10 protein-coding genes are annotated in these 17,176 nt (G+C 55.2%); 8 read left to right on the top strand and 2 right to left on the bottom strand.

The genetic code is table 11. The annotated features are described in order from the left end of the window. Positions 1–4 precede the first annotated feature (4 nt). Positions 5–784, top strand: a complete 780-nt coding sequence (locus PZBJ_RS04170) for an SDR family oxidoreductase (protein WP_101761330.1) — start codon at positions 5–7, stop codon at positions 782–784. 47 nt (positions 785–831) lie between these two features. Here PZBJ_RS04170 and PZBJ_RS04165 read toward each other — a convergent pair whose 3' ends face one another. After that, positions 832–1,191: an NUDIX hydrolase gene (locus tag PZBJ_RS04165; RefSeq protein ID WP_101761329.1), complete on the bottom strand. Its 360-nt coding sequence runs from the start codon at positions 1,189–1,191 to the stop codon at positions 832–834. Between the two features lie 129 nt (positions 1,192–1,320). Between PZBJ_RS04165 and PZBJ_RS04160 the strand changes: the two genes are divergently transcribed. From PZBJ_RS04160 to glgX, 6 genes are all read left to right on the top strand, one after another. Further along, a complete protein-coding gene (locus PZBJ_RS04160) occupies positions 1,321–2,070 on the top strand; it encodes a DeoR/GlpR family DNA-binding transcription regulator (RefSeq protein WP_101761328.1) in 750 nt (249 codons plus the stop codon). A gap of 142 nt (positions 2,071–2,212) precedes the next feature. After that, positions 2,213–3,103, top strand: coding sequence for an oxidoreductase (locus tag PZBJ_RS04155; protein ID WP_101761327.1), 891 nt, complete (start codon positions 2,213–2,215; stop codon positions 3,101–3,103). A gap of 200 nt (positions 3,104–3,303) precedes the next feature. Further along, positions 3,304–4,743, top strand: coding sequence for a glycine betaine/L-proline transporter ProP (gene proP / locus PZBJ_RS04150; RefSeq protein WP_101761326.1), 1,440 nt, complete (start codon positions 3,304–3,306; stop codon positions 4,741–4,743). Between the two features lie 594 nt (positions 4,744–5,337). Beyond that, positions 5,338–7,122: a malto-oligosyltrehalose trehalohydrolase gene (gene treZ, locus PZBJ_RS04140; protein WP_101761324.1), complete on the top strand. Its 1,785-nt coding sequence runs from the start codon at positions 5,338–5,340 to the stop codon at positions 7,120–7,122. Further along, complete coding sequence (gene treY / locus PZBJ_RS04135; RefSeq protein ID WP_101761323.1) at positions 7,119–9,605, top strand: malto-oligosyltrehalose synthase; 2,487 nt, start codon at positions 7,119–7,121, stop codon at positions 9,603–9,605. Before treZ ends, treY begins: the two co-directional genes overlap by 4 nt. 35 nt (positions 9,606–9,640) lie before the next feature. Further along, on the top strand, positions 9,641–11,713 hold the full coding sequence (glgX, locus tag PZBJ_RS04130) for a glycogen debranching protein GlgX (protein WP_101761322.1): 2,073 nt from the start codon (positions 9,641–9,643) through the stop codon (positions 11,711–11,713). A gap of 85 nt (positions 11,714–11,798) precedes the next feature. On the opposite strand, the gene PZBJ_RS04125 is transcribed toward glgX, so the two are convergent. After that, entirely contained in the window at positions 11,799–15,065 is a 3,267-nt protein-coding gene (locus tag PZBJ_RS04125) for an autotransporter outer membrane beta-barrel domain-containing protein (RefSeq protein ID WP_101761772.1), read from the bottom strand. Between the two features lie 289 nt (positions 15,066–15,354). Here PZBJ_RS04125 and PZBJ_RS04120 point away from each other — a divergent pair, with 289 nt between their 5' ends. Beyond that, positions 15,355–16,998 carry a methyl-accepting chemotaxis protein gene (locus tag PZBJ_RS04120; protein WP_101761321.1) on the top strand — a complete coding sequence of 548 codons (1,644 nt, stop codon included), beginning with the start codon at positions 15,355–15,357 and terminating at the stop codon, positions 16,996–16,998. The last annotated feature ends 178 nt before the right edge of the window (positions 16,999–17,176 follow it).

Here is a 17,176-nt window from a genome sequence, read left to right as displayed (position 1 = left end):
GATTATGTCATCACGCTTAGCTAATAAAACCGCGATTATCACCGGTGCTGGCAGCGGCATAGGCAGCGCAATCGCTACAATGTTTGCGCAACAAGGTGCTCGCGTGGCGCTGTTCGATCTTGACGGTGAAACCACCGAAGCGCTGGCGGCAGAGTTGCAGCAGCAAAGTGGTCAACACTGTATTGCCTATAGCGCAGATGTCACGCAACCCGAGGAGGTGCAGCGGGCGGTGAGCGAAGCGCAGCAAGCGCTGGGCCCGATTGATATTCTGATCAACTGCGCGGGCGTGAATGTGTTTCGCGATCCGCTGGCACTGGAAGATGACGACTGGCAGCGCTGTATGGAGGTCAATCTGAAAGGACCCTTCAACCTGATCCGCAGCGTGCTGCCGGGCATGCTGGCGCGCCAGTACGGCAATATCGTTAACGTCGCGTCGGTACACGGGCACAAAATCATTCCCGGCGCGTTTCCCTATCCGGTTGCCAAGCACGGTTTGATTGGCCTGACGCGTTCGCTGGGCGTGGAGTACGCCAGTCAGGGCATTCGCATTAATAGCATTTCTCCGGGTTTGATCATGACGCCCGCCGCTGAAGCCTGGCTGGCAAGCTGTCCCGATCCGCAAGCCGAGCGTGAACGGCAGGCCGCTTTGCTACCGTGCAAACGTATTGGTGAACCGCAGGAAGTGGCATATACCGCGCTGTTTCTCGCCTCGGACGAAGCGCGCTTCATCAATGCCACCGATATCCTGGTTGATGGCGGACGCAGCCAGATTTATCACGAGTAATAAATGATATTTTTATCGGGTCGCCATTCATGGCGACCACGCTTAATCTAACCCTCAATCACCGGAATCTCATCCAGTTGAGTAAAGATCGCCATCCCCCGCTCCTTGCCAATCCGCACATCGTTATCAGCCCCCTGCGACGCGCCCGGAATGCGTAAAATAGCATCGCAACAGTGAATCAAACGATGCGCCACCGGATAGAGAAAAGATTCACTGATTTCATCGCCAATTGTCTGCGAACCGGCGGCGCTCGCCAGCGGCAACGCCAGCCACTCACCGATCACCGGCGTATGTCCGCGCTGGTAGACCTGCAGGGCAATCTGGTCTAATTTCTTAATGTTTTCATGAATTAACACTTGATTGCCGTTGGTGCCGCTGCGTACGGGCCCTGCTATAAGAATCAACATTGCGTTTCTCCAAAAATTTGATGGTGTGGGCAAGCGTTTTTTTGCACGATTTGCCCGGCGATAGGTGACAAAATCTACGCTAACATGCATAATCGTGCAAATACAAGCAAAAACATGAATGAGAAAATAATGCTCTCCAGCCAACGTAAACAGTACATCCTCGCCATTCTGAGCGAAGAAAAACAGGTGATGTCGAGCGAGCTTAGCCAGCGCTTTGCGGTGTCAGAGGACTCAATTCGCCGCGATTTGCGTGAGCTAGCCGCCGAAGGATTATTGCAACGTGTACACGGCGGTGCGCTGCCGGTTTCTGCCGCTATCGCACCGTTTGAAACACGCAAAAGCGTGCAGATTAGCTCTAAACGCCTTATCGCGCAGAAAGCGGTCCAGCTAATCCAGCCAGGCCAGGTAGTGATTATCGATGGCGGCACCACTACCGCCGAGATGGTGAAATTGCTGCCGCCGGATCTGGCATTTACCGTGGTGACGCACAGCCCAAGCATTGCCGTGGCGCTGGTGGATTATCCACAGGTTGACGTGATCATGATTGGCGGCCTGCTCTATCGCCATTCGGTGGTGGCGATGGGTGCGGCGGTGCTGGAAGGCATTGCGCGGATTAATGCCGATCTGTTCTTCATGGGCGTGACCGGCGTGCACAAAACGGCGGGATTAACCACTGGCAACTACGAAGAGGCCGGGGTGAAACGTGCGCTTTCCGCACGCGCGGCGGAAACGGTGGTGATGGTGTCGAATGAGAAGCTGAATTCCGCTTCGGCGTTTGCCATCGGCGAATTATCACTGGCCAGCACCTTGATCGTTGATGCTCAACCCGATAACGAAATGTGCCAACTGCTGCGGAAAAAGCACATAACTGTGCTGTAAACGGCTATTCTTCGCTGCTAAACATTTAAGGTCATCGTACGCTTTCCAATCAAAGCCTATCCCGTAGCGGCGCGATTTATCGCGCAATGAATTGCGCCGCTACGATCCCTGCAAGCATTTTGATAATCAGGAGCTTAATAAGATGTCTGAGAATCCCACCATCGCCCTTATTGGACCGGGCGCGATTGGCACCACCATCGCAGCGGCGCTGCATGAAGCTGGACGCACGCCCACGATTTGCGGGCGTACCGCACATCCGCAGCTGGAGTTGCGTCACGACAGCGGCAAAATTATTGTTCCCGGCCCGGTGCTCACCAATCCCGCCGAGATCGCGCAACCGTTCGATCTGGTGTTTGTGGCGGTGAAAACCACCCAGGTTGAGGATACCGCGCCCTGGCTGGCGGCGCTGTGTGATGAAAATACCGTGGTGTGCGCGCTGCAGAATGGCGTGGAGCAGAAAAGCCAACTCGCGCCCTATGTCAATGGCGCGACCGTGCTGCCATCGGTGGTGTGGTTCCCGGCCCAGCGCGAACCAGACGCCTCGGTGTGGCTGCGAGAAAAGCCGCGCCTGACGCTGCCAGAAACGCCGCACGCTGAGTTGGTGGTTGCGGCACTGCGCGACACGCGCTGCGCGGTCGATCTCTCCGCCGATTTCCTGACCATCGCCTGGCGCAAACTGCTGCAAAACGCGGTTGCCGGTTTGATGGTGCTGTCGAATCGTCGTGCGGGCATGTTCCAGCGCGACGACATCAGCGCGCTGGCGCTGGCCTATTTGCAGGAGTGCCTGACGGTAGCACGCGCTGAAGGTGCCGCGTTAAAGGATGAGGTGCCGCAGGAGATTGTAGAACGCTTCCACCGCGCACCGACTGATTTAGGCACCTCGATCCTTGCCGACCGCCAGGCCGACCGTCCGCTGGAGTGGGATATCCGCAACGGCGTCGTGCAGCGTTATGGCCGGGCGCGCGGCATTCCTACGCCAATCAGCGATGTGATTGTGCCGCTGCTGGCGGCCGGTAGTGAGGGGCCAGGCTGATAATCTACATTCACGGTCGCCATCCATGGCGACCTCCCTCAAGCATGCTATCTACCCGTGTTTTATCCTGCCAACTTGCGAGATGTTAAAATCTTTACTAGGGTTTGCGCTTCTTCTGCCTCTTATAGCTTTCTTTTCCATTTATGAAATTACGGCTGCGAAAGCTATAAGATCGCGCCATTTTCTCAACTGGGGAATTTATGAGCACAGGAACGGATACAACACACTCAGCCACAGCCAGTGGCTTAACCGTTGATGACATCACCGTTATCGACAACAAATTGCTGAAACGCGCGGTCGGTGCCGCCGCATTGGGTAATGCGATGGAGTGGTTTGACTTCGGCGTTTACAGCTATCTCGCCGTGATCATTGGCCAGGTCTTCTTCGCCGATGCCAGCGCTGCCGCGCAGCTGATCGCTTCGTTCGGTACCTTCGCCGCGGCGTTTTTGGTGCGTCCGATTGGCGGCATGGTGTTTGGCCCACTCGGCGACCGCATTGGACGTCAGAAGGTGCTGGCGTTGACCATGATCATGATGTCGATCGGTACGTTCTGTATCGGTCTGATTCCGAGCTATGCCAGCATTGGTATCGCTGCGCCGATTCTGCTGCTGCTGGCGCGCTTGCTGCAAGGGTTCTCCACCGGCGGTGAATATGGCGGTGCCGCGACCTTTATCGCGGAATACTCCACCGACAAACGTCGCGGCTTTATGGGTAGCTTCCTTGAGTTCGGTACGCTGGGTGGCTATCTGCTGGGCGCCAGCCTGGTGACAGCAATGATCGCTTTCTTACCGCATCAAACCATGATGGATTGGGGCTGGCGTGTGCCGTTCTTCCTCGCCGCGCCGTTGGGTCTGTTCGGTTTGTATATCCGCTTAAAGCTGGAAGAGACGCCCGCGTTTAAAGATCACATGGATAAGCGCGAAGAGATGGAGCACAACAAGCCGCGCCTGAGCGTGTGGCAGATGCTGCGCGATCAACGTAAACCGCTGCTGAAATGTATTGGTCTGGTACTGTTGTTCAACGTCTCCAATTATATGCTGACCGCCTATATGCCGAGCTATTTAACCGGCGTGCTGGGAATGAGTGAATTATCCGGCCTGATGTTGGTGATGGTGATTATGTTTATCATGATGCCGCTGACGTTAATGTGGGGATATCTCACCGACCGCATTGGTCGCCGTCCGGTGATTGGTTTAGGCGCGTTAGGCTTAATCGTGCTGGCGATTCCGAGCTACATGTTGATTGGTTCCGGCAATATGCTACTGGTGTTTGCCGGACTGGCGATTCTGGGCTTATTGCATACTTGTTTCAGCGGCACCATGCCGGCAACGTTACCGGCGCTATTTGTCACCGATATTCGTTATAGCGCACTGGCAATTGGTTTTAACTTATCGGTTTCGCTATTTGGTGGCACCACGCCGCTGATTACCGCATGGCTGGTGGATACCACGCACAATAATCTGATGCCGGCGTATTACATGATCGGTGCCGGGATTATTGGTTTGCTGACGGTTTTAACCTTGAGTGAAACGGCCCGCAAACCGCTGAAAGGTTCATCGCCTGCGGTGGCAACAGAAGCGGAAGCGCATCGTTTGATCGATAAATTGCGTAAACGTAAGGTTAAGCATAAACCGGCGTAGTTTCGAGTCGGCATTAACAAGGGCCGCAGTCCTGCGGGATTTAAAGCGATTTTGAGTTAAGAATACGCACGACTGCTGCAGCGCGGATGTTGAGGCGACATCCCAATCCGCTGAACGAATGAGGGATTCCAGGGCGAGCCGCAGGGATGCGGCGAGAGGTGGCGCTGAGCAGGAGCGAATCGCCGCCGGTCCGTCAGGAATCGTGAATGAGTGAAGGCACCGCGCAGCGGCGGGTTGGGCTGGCGCAAGGCCCGGGAGTGCAGAGGGCGCGGCCAGGCGTCCTCTGCTCGGTCGCCGCACGAAGATACTGCAACTGCCTCAGCATAGGGCGAACGAAAGTCGCTCGGCGCTTAACTGAGCAGCATTACGCCATTCATGGCGACCTCATCTAACCGAAGCGTAAAAATCCCCCGCTAATTCGATAATTTCTTAAACCCACCTGAAATCCTCTCGCGCGCGCCAGAAAACGCCAAAATATCGACTATGATTTGTTGTCCGACCTAACTTTCATCCCAAATTATTTATCGTTTTCAGCCAGTAGCGAATCGCTTGATGTCGTCCATTGCCCCTGCGTGGGCTAAACGAGGCAATTGAATGGAATTCAGATCATTTGAAAAATCCTGGGGCGCTGAGATTCTTGCTGATGACAGCGTCCGTTTTCGTGTTTGGGCACCAGGGCAGCAGCACATCACCTTAAGACTTGCCGATAACGACACCGCCATGCTCGACGCAGGCGACGGTTGGTTTGAGCTGCAAGTCAGCGGCGTGGCGCCCGGTGCAGAGTATAACTTTGTGCTGGACGATGGCACGGTGGTGCCGGATCCCGCCGCGCGTGCGCAAAAGGCTGATGTTAACGGCCCTTCACTGGTGGTCGATCCGCAAAGCTATCGCTGGCAGTACACCGAATGGCAAGGTCGTCCGTGGCATGAAACGGTGGTGTATGAAATGCACATCGGTACCTTCACGCCCGAAGGCACTTTCCAGGCTGCGATAGCTAAATTGCCGTGGCTGGCCGAATTAGGCATCACGCAGCTGGAAGTGCTGCCGGTGTCGCAGTTTGGTGGCAATCGCGGTTGGGGCTACGACGGCGTGCTGCTCTACGCTCCGCATGCGGCTTACGGATCGCCGGATGATTTCAAAGCCTTTATCGATGCCGCGCACGCGCACGGTTTGTCGGTGGTGCTGGATATCGTGCTCAACCACTTTGGCCCGGAAGGCAACTACCTGCCGCTGCTGGCGCCGGCGTTTTTCCACCAGGAACGCATGACGCCGTGGGGCGCAGGCATTGCATATGATGTCGATGCTGTGCGGCGCTACATTGTCGAAGCACCGCTCTACTGGCTGCAGGAATTTAATCTTGATGGCCTGCGTTTTGATGCCATTGACCAGATTGAAGACAGCTCCAGTAAGCATGCGCTGATTGAGATTGCCGAACGCATCCGTCAGGACATTCCCGAGCGCCCTATTCATCTCACCACCGAAGATTGCCGCAACGTTATCTTCCTGCATCCGCGTGACAAACAGGGCAACGCGCCGCTGTTTACCGGTGAGTGGAACGATGATTTCCACAACGCGGTGCACGTGTTTGCAACCGGTGAAACTCACGCCTATTACGAAGATTTCGCCGACGTGCCGGAGAAGTTGGTGGCGCGTGTGCTGACTGAAGGCTTTGCTTATCAGGGCGAACTTTCACCGCAGAGTGGGCAGCGGCGCGGCGTGCCAAGCGCCAGCCAGCCGCCGGTGGCGTTTGTTGATTTCATCCAGAACCACGATCAGGTGGGTAACCGCGCGCAGGGCGATCGTTTGATCAGCCTGGCGGGCAGCGATCGCACCAAAGTGCTGCTGGCGACGCTGCTGCTGTCACCGCATATTCCGCTGCTATTTATGGGCGAAGAGTATGGGGAAACGAATCCTTTCCTGTTCTTCACCGATTTCCACGGCGATCTGGCCAAAGCGGTGCGTGAAGGGCGCGCGAAGGAGTTCACCGGGCACGCCGGGCATGACGAAGAGGTGCCGGATCCCAACGCCGAGCAGACCTTTGCCAGCTCAAAACTTGACTGGGATAAGTTACAAACGCCTGAAGGCCAGAGCTGGCTGGCGCTCACGCGCGAGCTGCTGGCGCTGCGTCAGCAATATATCGTGCCGCTGCTGGCCGATGCGGGCGGCAACAGCGGCAAGGTGCTCGCCACCGCTGAAAGCTTTGTAGCCGTCAGCTGGCATTTCCCACAGGGCGAACTGTCGCTGGCGCTGAATATCGGCAAGCAGACGCAATCTTTACCCGCCACGCCAGGTCGCACGATTTTCGCCTGGCCGCAAGAAACTGAAGCATTATCACAAAACGCCATCGTGGTGCGTTTGGATCAGGGAGCAACAAAATGAGTATTCCAACCGCGACGTATCGCATTCAGTTTCGCAACGGCATGACGTTTGATCGCGCCGCGGCGCTGGTGCCCTATCTGCAACGCCTTGGCATCAGCCATCTTTACGCGTCGCCGATATTTAGCGCCACCGCCGAATCCACCCACGGTTACGACGTCATCGATGCCAATGAGATCGAACCGGCGATTGGCGGCCGCGACGGCTTTAATCGTCTGGTTGAGGCGTTGCAGGACGCGGAGATCGGCTTGATTCTCGACATCGTGCCAAACCATATGGCGGCCTCGCTGGAGAATGCCTGGTGGCGTGATGTGATCGAGTATGGCGAGAGCAGCCGCTACGCCAATCATTTTGATATCGACTGGACACGCCGTCTGACGCTGCCGTTTCTCGGCGACAGCTTCGAGAACGTGCTGGAAAACGGTGAGCTGAGCATTAAAGCACATCCGCAAACTGGCCATCCCGCGCTGGCGTACTACGACAGCTTTTACCCGCTGACGCCCGCCAGCTGGCAGGATCGCGCCGACGAGGTGCTGGCGATGACTGAAGCCAAAGCGATTGCTGAACTGCATGAGCAGCAGCCGTGGCGTTTGATCAGCTGGCGCGATGCACGCAGCGAGCTCTCTTATCGCCGCTTCTTTGAGATCACCGGTCTGGTCGGCGTGCGCGTTGAAGATGAAGCGGTGTTTGCCGATTCCCACCGGCTGATTCTTGAACTGGTGCGCTCGGGCGCGGTCAGCGGCCTGCGCGTCGATCACGTTGATGGCCTTGCCGATCCACAAGGCTATTTGCGCCAGCTGCGCCAGGCCACCGGCCCGGATTGCTATATCACGGTGGAAAAGATCCTCGCCGAAGGAGAAAAGATCCCTGACGATTGGCCCATTTCCGGCACCACCGGCTACGAATTTATTGCCGCGCTGTCGCACGCGCTGGTGGATGATTCGCAGATCGATACGCTGCATCTGGCCTATGAAGCCACCACCGGACAACGCAACGACGTTGAAGGCGGACTGCGCGTGGCGCGTGAATTGATGGTTGACCGCAATTTCGCCGGTGAGTTTGCGCGTCTGCTTAAGCTGGCGACGCAGATTGCCGGTTCCGAACATCGCAACCTTGGCGAAGCGGAACTGCACGTCGCACTGCGCGAAATCCTCATCGCCTTCCCGGTGTATCGCACCTACGGCCAGCAGGACGGCATGCCGCTCGAAGGCGAAGAGCTGCTGCAACAGGTGCTGGAAACGGTGAAAAACAGTGCGTCGCCAACGGTGTTGAGTTTGCTGCAGGCGATGCTGCTGGGCGCGGTTTCTGAAGAGAGCGAAAAAGACGCGCACGAATTCCGCATGCGCTTCCAGCAGCTGACCGGACCGCTGATGGCGAAATCGGTTGAAGACACGCTGTTCTTCCGCAATCACGTCGCATTAGCGATCAATGAAGTGGGCGCAGAACCGCTGCCGCACGCCTTCTCGCTGGCGCATTTCCACAGCGAGATGCAAACGCGGCTGCAACAGCAGCCCGATGGCATCTCTTCCACCTCAACCCACGACACCAAGCGTGGTGAAGATGCGCGTGCGCGGCTGTATACGCTAAGCGAAGCCCCCGCGCTGTGGGCGGAACACGTAGCGCGCTGGCGGCAGATTAATCAGGCGCAGGTAGTGGAACTGGACGATGGCGCCGCGCCGGAACCGGCAGTGGAATGGATGCTGTATCAGGCGTTAGCTGGCGTGTGGCCGACCACCTTGCAGCCGCAGGATGCCAGCCAACTTGAAGAGCGCTTTATTCCTTTTGTCGAAAAAGCGTTACGCGAAGCCAAACTGCGCACCGACTGGGCAGAGAGCAACGAAGCCTACGAAAAAGCGGTGCTGGATTACGCGCGTCATCTGCTTTCACCGGCCAATCAGTTGTTCCTCAGCGATTTCAGCCACGCGTTGCAACCGTTTATTCAGGCCGGATTAATCAATAGCCTGACGCAAACGGTAATTAAACTCACCGCGCCGGGCGTGCCGGATATCTATCAGGGTAGCGAAGCGCTGGATTTCAGCCTGGTCGATCCCGACAACCGCCGCACGCCGGACTTCGCGCTGCTGGAGCAGCAGCTGGAAGAGTCTTCTTCGCCCGACTTTAACGACGCGCAAAACTGGCTGAGTGGCAAACTGAAACAACAGGTGATTGCACGCCTTCTGCATCTGCGTCGCGATTATCCGCAGCTGTTCCGTGTGGGCGATTATCAGCCGCTGGACGTCAGCGGTGAACATCAGGAGAAAGTCATCGCCTTTGCGCGTCAGGACAGTAACCACGCGCTGCTGGTCATTCTGCCGCGCCTGAGTTTTGACAACGCGCAGTGGACGCAAACCGAAGTGGTACTGCCCGAGTCACTCGCCCATCGTCACTATCGCAACTTATGGAGTGGCGAAACCGTGACGATTGGCGATTACATCGCGCTGGATGAGGCGGCCTCAAGTGCGCCGTTAGTGCTGCTGAGCAGCTGATGCATTACCCGATTAATCTGTGTGGAGAATAATGGATGACAAGTAAGCCTCTAGAAATTACAGCAGGTTCGGGACAAGTGCTTGGCGCTAACTATGATGGCCAGGGCGTGAACTTTGCGCTGTTTTCGGCCTGCGCTGAGCGAGTCGAACTGTGTTTGTACGATGAGAGCGGCGAAAACGAAATCGCCCGCTTCGATTTGCCGGAATACACCCATGAAGTGTGGCACGGTTACATTCCCGGCTTGCAGCCCGGCGCGCTCTATGGCTATCGCGTGCACGGCCCGTACGAGCCGGAAAATGGCCATCGCTTTAACCCTAACAAACTGTTGCTCGACCCTTACGCACGCGAACTGGCGGGCGAATTGCAGTGGGACGAGTCGCACTTCGCGTATGACCTGCTGCATGAAGATAAGGATTTGAGTTTCGATACCCGCGACAGCGCACCGTTTACGCCCAAATGTGTGGTCATCGATCCCAATGAATTTGACTGGCAGGATGCTAATCGACCGAATATTCCGTGGTCGAAAACGGTCATTTATGAAGCGCACGTTAAAGGTTTTAGCCAGCTTAATCCGGCGGTGCCCGAAGAGATGCGCGGCACTTACGACGGTTTAAGCAATCAGGCTTCGATCGATTACATCAAAAGCCTGGGCGTAACCACCGTGGAGCTGCTGCCGGTGCACGGTTTCCCGGACGATCAGCATCTACTGGATCGCGGTCTGAAAAACTTCTGGGGCTACAACACGCTGGCGTTCTTCGCCCCGGCCACGCGCTACTTTGGCCCGCGCGGGATTCAGGGCTTCCGCGATATGGTGCGCGCCTTCCACGATGCTGGCCTCGAAGTGATCCTCGACGTGGTTTACAACCACACCGCCGAAGGCAATGAACTCGGCCCCACGTTGTCGTTTAAAGGCATTGATAACTACTCTTATTACCGCACGCTGCCGGATCAGCATCGCTACTACATCAATGACACCGGCACCGGTAACACCGTGAATACGTCGCATCCGCGCGTGCTGCAGATGATTCTGGATTCGCTGCGTTATTGGGCCGAATCCATGCACGTTGATGGCTTCCGTTTCGATCTCGGCACCGTGCTGGGCCGTGAACCGGAAGGCTTTGACCAGCGTAGTGGCTTCTTCGATGCCATCATGCAGGATCCGGTGTTGTCCAAACTGAAATTGATCGGTGAGCCGTGGGATATTGGGCCGGGCGGTTATCAGGTTGGCGGCTTCCCGCCGGGCTGGGCGGAGTGGAACGATAAATATCGCGATACGGTGCGTGAGTACTGGAAAGGTGACATGGTCACTAATGACTTCGCCGCGCGCCTGCTGGGTTCTGGCGATCTCTACGATCAGCGCGGTCGCCGTCCCTGGTCCAGCATCAATTTCCTTACCGCGCATGATGGCTTCACGCTCAACGATTTGGTTTCGTACAACGAGAAACACAACGAAGCTAACGGTGAAGACAATAATGACGGCCATAACGAGAACCGTTCGTACAATTACGGTGCGGAAGGCCCGACGGACGATGAAGGCATCAACGCGGTACGTGAGCGGCAGAAACGCAACTTCCTCGCCACGCTGCTGTTCTCGCACGGCACGCCGATGTTGCTGGCGGGCGATGAGTTTGGCCGCAGTCAACTCGGCAACAATAACGGCTACTGCCAGGACAGCGAGATTTCCTGGCTGCATTGGGAAAACCTGCCGCCTTCTGCTGATGCACTGCGCGACTTTACCCGGCATATTCTGGCGTTACGCGCTCAACAACCGCTGCTGCGGCGTGAAAGCTGGCGCGATGGTATGGAAATCAAATGGTTTAACGCCGGTGGCGGCTTCCAGCAGGATGATCAATGGGATGATGGCACCACGCTCGGGGTGTATCTCGGTCGCCCGGATTTAGTGCCGGAGGAAGGCATCTGGCATGACGTGTTGATGCTGTTTAATCCATATGAAGGCAATGTGCCGTTCAGTATTCCACAGTTTGGTGAAGGCGGCTGGGTGCTGGAGCTTTCGACGTCTGACAGCGTTGAGAAAGGGTTAGTGATTACCAAAGAGAAGGATTTCGAACTGGAAGGCCGCAGTATGGCGCTGTTCCGCAGGCCGTAATTATATAAATTTGCTTAATAAACTGCGCCGCTACAGAAACATGCACGCATTCGTAGCGGCGCGATTTTTCAAGCGATTTGTGTTATCAGAAATTAACCTTCACGCCCACCATTGCGCTGGTATCGCTGTAACCCTTATCACCCATCTGCTGCCCCAAATTGCCCCACAGATTAACGGTTTTATTCAGCTTCGCATCGACGCCCAGCTTCACTTCACCGAGGTTACGCGCCCCGGCTTGCTGCACGCTGATGCCATTCATGCTGCTGCCAAAGGTTTCGGTGTTGTGCACCCAGTTGGCTTCGATAAACGGCTCGAAGGTGCGGTTTTTACCATCATCAATGGCATTGTGGCCTTTGATGTAAGCGCGAACACCCAGACGCGTTTGCAGGTTGTTGTCGCCTTCACCTACCACGCGCGTGCCGTTTTGCTCTTGATGATCCTTGGCTTTCACGCCCATCCAGGTCGTCTGCGCCTTCGGCTGCAGATAGACGCTGGAACGCTCGCTCATCTCCGCGACTTTGAAGCTGTAACCGGCTTCCACTGACGCGGTGATGCCTCTCGATTTGTAGCTCTCTTCCGCGATGCCATCACCTTTCACGCTGTTATCAAACCAGTTGTAGAGCATCCAGCTGTCTACATAAGCTCCGGTCTTGTCAGCGTTGTCCTGCAACCAGGTCGCGTAAACGCCCGTGCTGTAACCGTGCACCTGACCTTTTGCGGTGTAACCCGTCACGTTGGAGTGTGTGTTACTTTGCGCATTAGCGTAGCCGCCCATGACACCCAGATGGAAACGGTCCGCACCATTACTGCTCCACTTGGCGATATCGCCGCCTAACTGCATCACATAACGGTTACCGGTGGTTTTCAGCTGGCCGGAACTATCGCTGAAGCGCGTGTGTCCACCTGCGTTACGCAACCACAGGCTGGTGGCGTGTTTCTTACCATCTGCACCAATGTAGTGGGTCTCACCCAGACGATCATCCAGCGAGGTGGTAAATAAGGTATTCGCCGCAGCGAGGTTAGCCGCATAGCTGCCCGCTTCCGGACGCGTAATCGGGAAGCCTTTAACCGGCTTGCCCACATCGCCCGCATTACCTGAACCACTGCCCGGCGTGCCAGTATCATCGCCTGGCGTGCCGGAGCCGTTGTCAGGATCGCCAGGATTAACCGGATTGCTGCCTGGATTGCCCGGTGCCACGTTGTTGCTGTTGCTCTCCAGTACCCATTTATTGGCATCCTGCACCAGATGATAATCGTAAGCACCGGCCACAATACGGCCCTGCTGGGTGAACGTACCGTTTACGTTGCCATCGACGCGAATCAGCTCGATACCATCGATGGTTTGCGCGCCGGTGCCGCCGGCGTTCTGCACCACCACGTTGCTGTTACCGGCGTAATCACCGGTGATGTGCAGGTGATCGGTCTCTGAATGATCATCCATCAGATGGGTTTTGAAGTCGATGGTACCGTTGGTGCTGTTCAGGCTGCTCAAGGTCACCTTGCTAAAGCCGGTGCCGGCCGCGGTCATATTCAGCGTGGCGTTATTCAGCGTCAGATTATCCACCGCAGAGCTCGACGTAACATTCCACTGGCTGCCATTCGCCAGGTTCAGATTTTCCAGTGAGCTGGTCGCACCACTCCAGACGGAGTTGTTATCGAGGTTGATGATGTTAGTCGCGGTGTTGGCGCGATCGATGATGACATCACCGTTAAATACTGAGCCGTTATCACCGGTCAATGTCACATTGCTAACCGTGCCTGTGCTGCTAACGCCAGTAGATAACAGCGTCGCGCCGGATAATAAAGCACCAGAGGCGGTCACCTGTGCATTCGCCGTATCAGTGACTTTCATGGCGATGCCTTCACTGGCAGTGACGGCGCTGTTAATCAGTGACAAGTTATTAGTATTGTTAGCTGTAGATTTGAAAAGTAACGCTGCGCTATTCGTGCCTTGCATAACGATCTGGGAATTTTCCATCGCCACGTTATTGTCGCCACCATTTGATCTCATGGTAAGACCAGAGGAGATGTCCAACCCTTCCTGGCTTTGAATACTCATGCGCAAATTATTTGCAACAATATGACTGCCGTCGTATGCCTGCAGGCCGGAGCCTCTGACAGCGCTGTTAATTTCGACATTTTCCAACGTTGAGTTATTACCAACCAGTTGAATACCGAAGATATTGGTTCCCGTCGTATTAATTTGGACATTTTTGGCGTTCAGCGTTGTGCCTACACCATGAACAAACACACCCGCCGCATTAGTCGCCATTGACCCATCATTATTGATAATGACGTTATCGAGATTAATTGCGCCAGTTGCATAAGCATCAACTGTTGTTGCTCCACCGTTAATGGTGGCATTACGGATATTTAATGTCCCGCCATTGAATGCCTGAACCGTTATTGTACCTCCAGTGGTGGTAATGGTGCCGCCATCATAATTCACCACTGAATTGCCTCCATTGGCACGCAGACCGTAGTTATTAATGCGATCGGTAAAGATATTGGTGTTAGTCAGATTAACCGTACCGCCGTTTTGCGCATATACCGCTTCGGAGGATGAGCCCGCCGTGCTGATCTCGCTGTTATTAACATTAACTACGCTGGCGTTTCCTGCGGCCTTAACGCCATTAGTCATGTGGCCTTCTGCTTTGATGACGCTATTGTTAATTGTTATCTCGCCACCAGTGGCGTTGACCGCATGAGCACCATCGCCCGTGGTACTGATGCTGCTATCACTGATGAAAAGATGCCCAGCACCCGCTGCCGCAAACGCACCGAAGGAATTGGCTCCGCTGGTTTTAATGGTGCCGTTAGTCAGCGTGATATCACCATCGCTGGTTTGGACCCCGTATGAACCTTTGCCAGATGTAATGATATTGATACCGTCACCAGTGATAGAGCCGGCACCGCGCGCATAGAGTCCATGCGACGTGGCTGCAGAGGTTTTGATATCGATATCTTTTAAGGTCACCCCAGCGCCAGTATCTGCGAATGCACCGTGCCCATAGGTATTTGAAGTGGTGATGGTACCAGTGGTGAAATCAACTGTCCCATTATTTGTGGCGCTTACGCCGCGCACATATTGGCCGGTTCCCGCACCTACAATATCCTGATTATTTACAATGACCGGATTGTCATTAGCAATGATGGTTCTGGCAGCGATTGCCGTTGTAGCATGCAGAGCCACTGTAATTGCCAGCGCCACACCGGTTAACGCCATGGCTTTGCTTGCGGACGGCGTTAACACCGAAGAGGAATGGGATTTAACCTTGCCCTTAGCCAGCTCCGAGGCCACCACATAACGCTGCGTTGCAGCATGCCAAATCACGCGGAAAATTTTATTCATGGGATTTTACTCTCTTTAAGTTCAGAAACTTTCACGATTTCCGAAATGTTAGAGAGCGGGTCTGTAAGGCAATATCGGAGGGAGCGCGGAGTTTTGGTGTCCTTTACTTATCCGATGCAATACAGCGCTGGTATCCGGCAAAAATGTTAAAAATTAGCGTGATAACCAGTTGAAGACTTAAACCCTGAATAAAAAAATTAACTAATTTCCTCAATCTGCCGATGGTTATTAATCTGCCCTCTTCCCTACGCGGCTTTTGCCGGGACGCTTTAAGATTAAGGATAATAAAATGAACATCTCTCAACGTCTGTTTGCCACCTTTTCCATACTGTTTAGCGCCATCATCCTGCAAGCGATACTCGCCATTTCCTTACTCTCTGGTTTTCAGGATCGCTTTGAATATGTACAGGCCAATGCGATTCCCTCGATCAAAGATCTGGGGAAACTGATTGATGGCAGTAACCAGTTGGCGTTAACGCTCTACAAACACAAAAGCCAGACCGACGACAGCAAAATGCCGGCTATTGAGGACGAGATCCAGAAACAGCTGGCGGATTTGAAGGCGCAGACCGATTACTACATGGCGCACGATATCTCCAGCGATGAAGATAAGCGCTTAACCGAAGTCGCTTATGCCAATATTCAGCACGTCACCGCCGCACTGGCGCCGTTTATCACCGCCTCGCGTGCGCATCAAAATGATATCAGCCTCAAGCTGATTGATGGACAAACCGGTATCGGAGCCGCCATTCGCCAGCTAATTAGCGATTATCAAAAACAGCTGCAGCTGAATATCACCATTGGCGATGAACTGCGCGCCACCAACCGCAGCACGTTCCACTCGGTGTTATGGACCACCATCACCGGCGTTATCGCCACCGTGCTGATTTTTGGCGTGCTGTCGCTGTTCACCGTATTGCGCATTCGTCGCAGCTTGTCTGCTGCGGGCAAAGTGATGATGACTGCCAGCGAGAACCTCGATTTAACGCTGAAAGCAGATGAGAGCCGTCGTGATGAAGTGGGCAACATGGCGCACTCGTTTAACGTCCTGATGGATCGCGTATCAGGCGCGCTCTCCTCGGTGCGTCAGGCGTCACAATCAGTGAGCAGCGCATCGGTACAGATTTCCGCGGGCAATGAAGATCTCTCATCACGCACCGAGCAACAGGCGGCATCGCTGGAGCAAACCGCGGCCAGCATGACCGAGCTGAGTGAAACCGTGCGTCAAACCGCCGATAACACGCGCCAGGCCAGTCAGCTTGCCGCTAACGCCAGCGGATTGTCAGAGAAGAGCAGCACGTCACTGACTACCATGCTTTCAACCATGGATAACATTCGTGGTAGCTCGCGCAAAGTGACGGAAATCGTCTCGATCATTGAAGGCATCGCCTTCCAAACCAACATTCTGGCGCTGAACGCCGCCGTTGAAGCCGCACGTGCCGGTGAACACGGCAAAGGCTTCGCCGTAGTCGCCGGTGAAGTGCGCAACTTGTCGCAACGTTCAACCACCGCCGCGCGCGAAATCAAAACGCTGATCGAAGAGTCACATCGTCTGACCGAAGCCGGTGCTGCGCAGGCCAGCGACGTAGGCCGTAATATGAGCGTGATGAACGATGCCATTCATCAGGTAAGCCAACTGGTGGAAGAAATTGCCGCTGCCGCTGTCGAGCAGAGTCAGGGCATCGTGCAGGTGCAGCAAGCGGTGAATCAGATGGACGACGTTACGCAGCAGAACGCCGCGCTGGTGCAAGAAGCCTCTGCCGCTTCGCAATCGCTGCAGGAACAGGCCGGGAATTTGAATCAGCTGGTGGGTAAATTCCATGTCGCGGCGGCTGGCGAAGTTCAGCAAAAGCAGGCTGTGGTGCGTACGCCTTCATTCGTTAAACCCTCGCGCGTTGCGGTGGTGAATGATGCGGATTGGCAGAGTTTTTAAGCTGATTTAGCCGGTGCGCATAAATGTGCACCCTACGAAAACGCTGGGTCGCCAATCATGGCGACCACGCTGCCTTTGCCAGGCAAACGCTGCCATAGTCTCCCTAAACTCTCCAATAGTTAACCCGCTATTAGTGGTTCCACTCCTCTCTTTTGAACAAAAAATAGCGTTCATCACG

Source organism: Pantoea endophytica (assembly GCF_002858935.1).
In the GTDB taxonomy this organism is placed as follows: Bacteria; Pseudomonadota; Gammaproteobacteria; order Enterobacterales; family Enterobacteriaceae; genus Pantoea; species Pantoea leporis.
The sequence above is the reverse complement of the archived record's forward strand: the minus strand, read 5'-3'. Positions and strand labels throughout refer to the sequence as shown.

Excerpts from the sequence above, each read along its gene's own strand:
- glgX (WP_101761322.1), top strand. The coding sequence starts at position 9,641 with ATGACAAGTAAGCCTCTAGAAATTACAGCAGGTTCGGGACAAGTGCTT.
- PZBJ_RS04160 (WP_101761328.1), top strand. The coding sequence starts at position 1,321 with ATGCTCTCCAGCCAACGTAAACAGTACATCCTCGCCATTCTGAGCGAA.
- treY (WP_101761323.1), top strand. The coding sequence starts at position 7,119 with ATGAGTATTCCAACCGCGACGTATCGCATTCAGTTTCGCAACGGCATG.
- PZBJ_RS04155 (WP_101761327.1), top strand. The coding sequence starts at position 2,213 with ATGTCTGAGAATCCCACCATCGCCCTTATTGGACCGGGCGCGATTGGC.
- PZBJ_RS04125 (WP_101761772.1), bottom strand. The coding sequence starts at position 15,065 with ATGAATAAAATTTTCCGCGTGATTTGGCATGCTGCAACGCAGCGTTAT.
- PZBJ_RS04120 (WP_101761321.1), top strand. The coding sequence starts at position 15,355 with ATGAACATCTCTCAACGTCTGTTTGCCACCTTTTCCATACTGTTTAGC.
- proP (WP_101761326.1), top strand. The coding sequence starts at position 3,304 with ATGAGCACAGGAACGGATACAACACACTCAGCCACAGCCAGTGGCTTA.
- PZBJ_RS04170 (WP_101761330.1), top strand. The coding sequence starts at position 5 with ATGTCATCACGCTTAGCTAATAAAACCGCGATTATCACCGGTGCTGGC.
- treZ (WP_101761324.1), top strand. The coding sequence starts at position 5,338 with ATGGAATTCAGATCATTTGAAAAATCCTGGGGCGCTGAGATTCTTGCT.
- PZBJ_RS04165 (WP_101761329.1), bottom strand. The coding sequence starts at position 1,191 with ATGTTGATTCTTATAGCAGGGCCCGTACGCAGCGGCACCAACGGCAAT.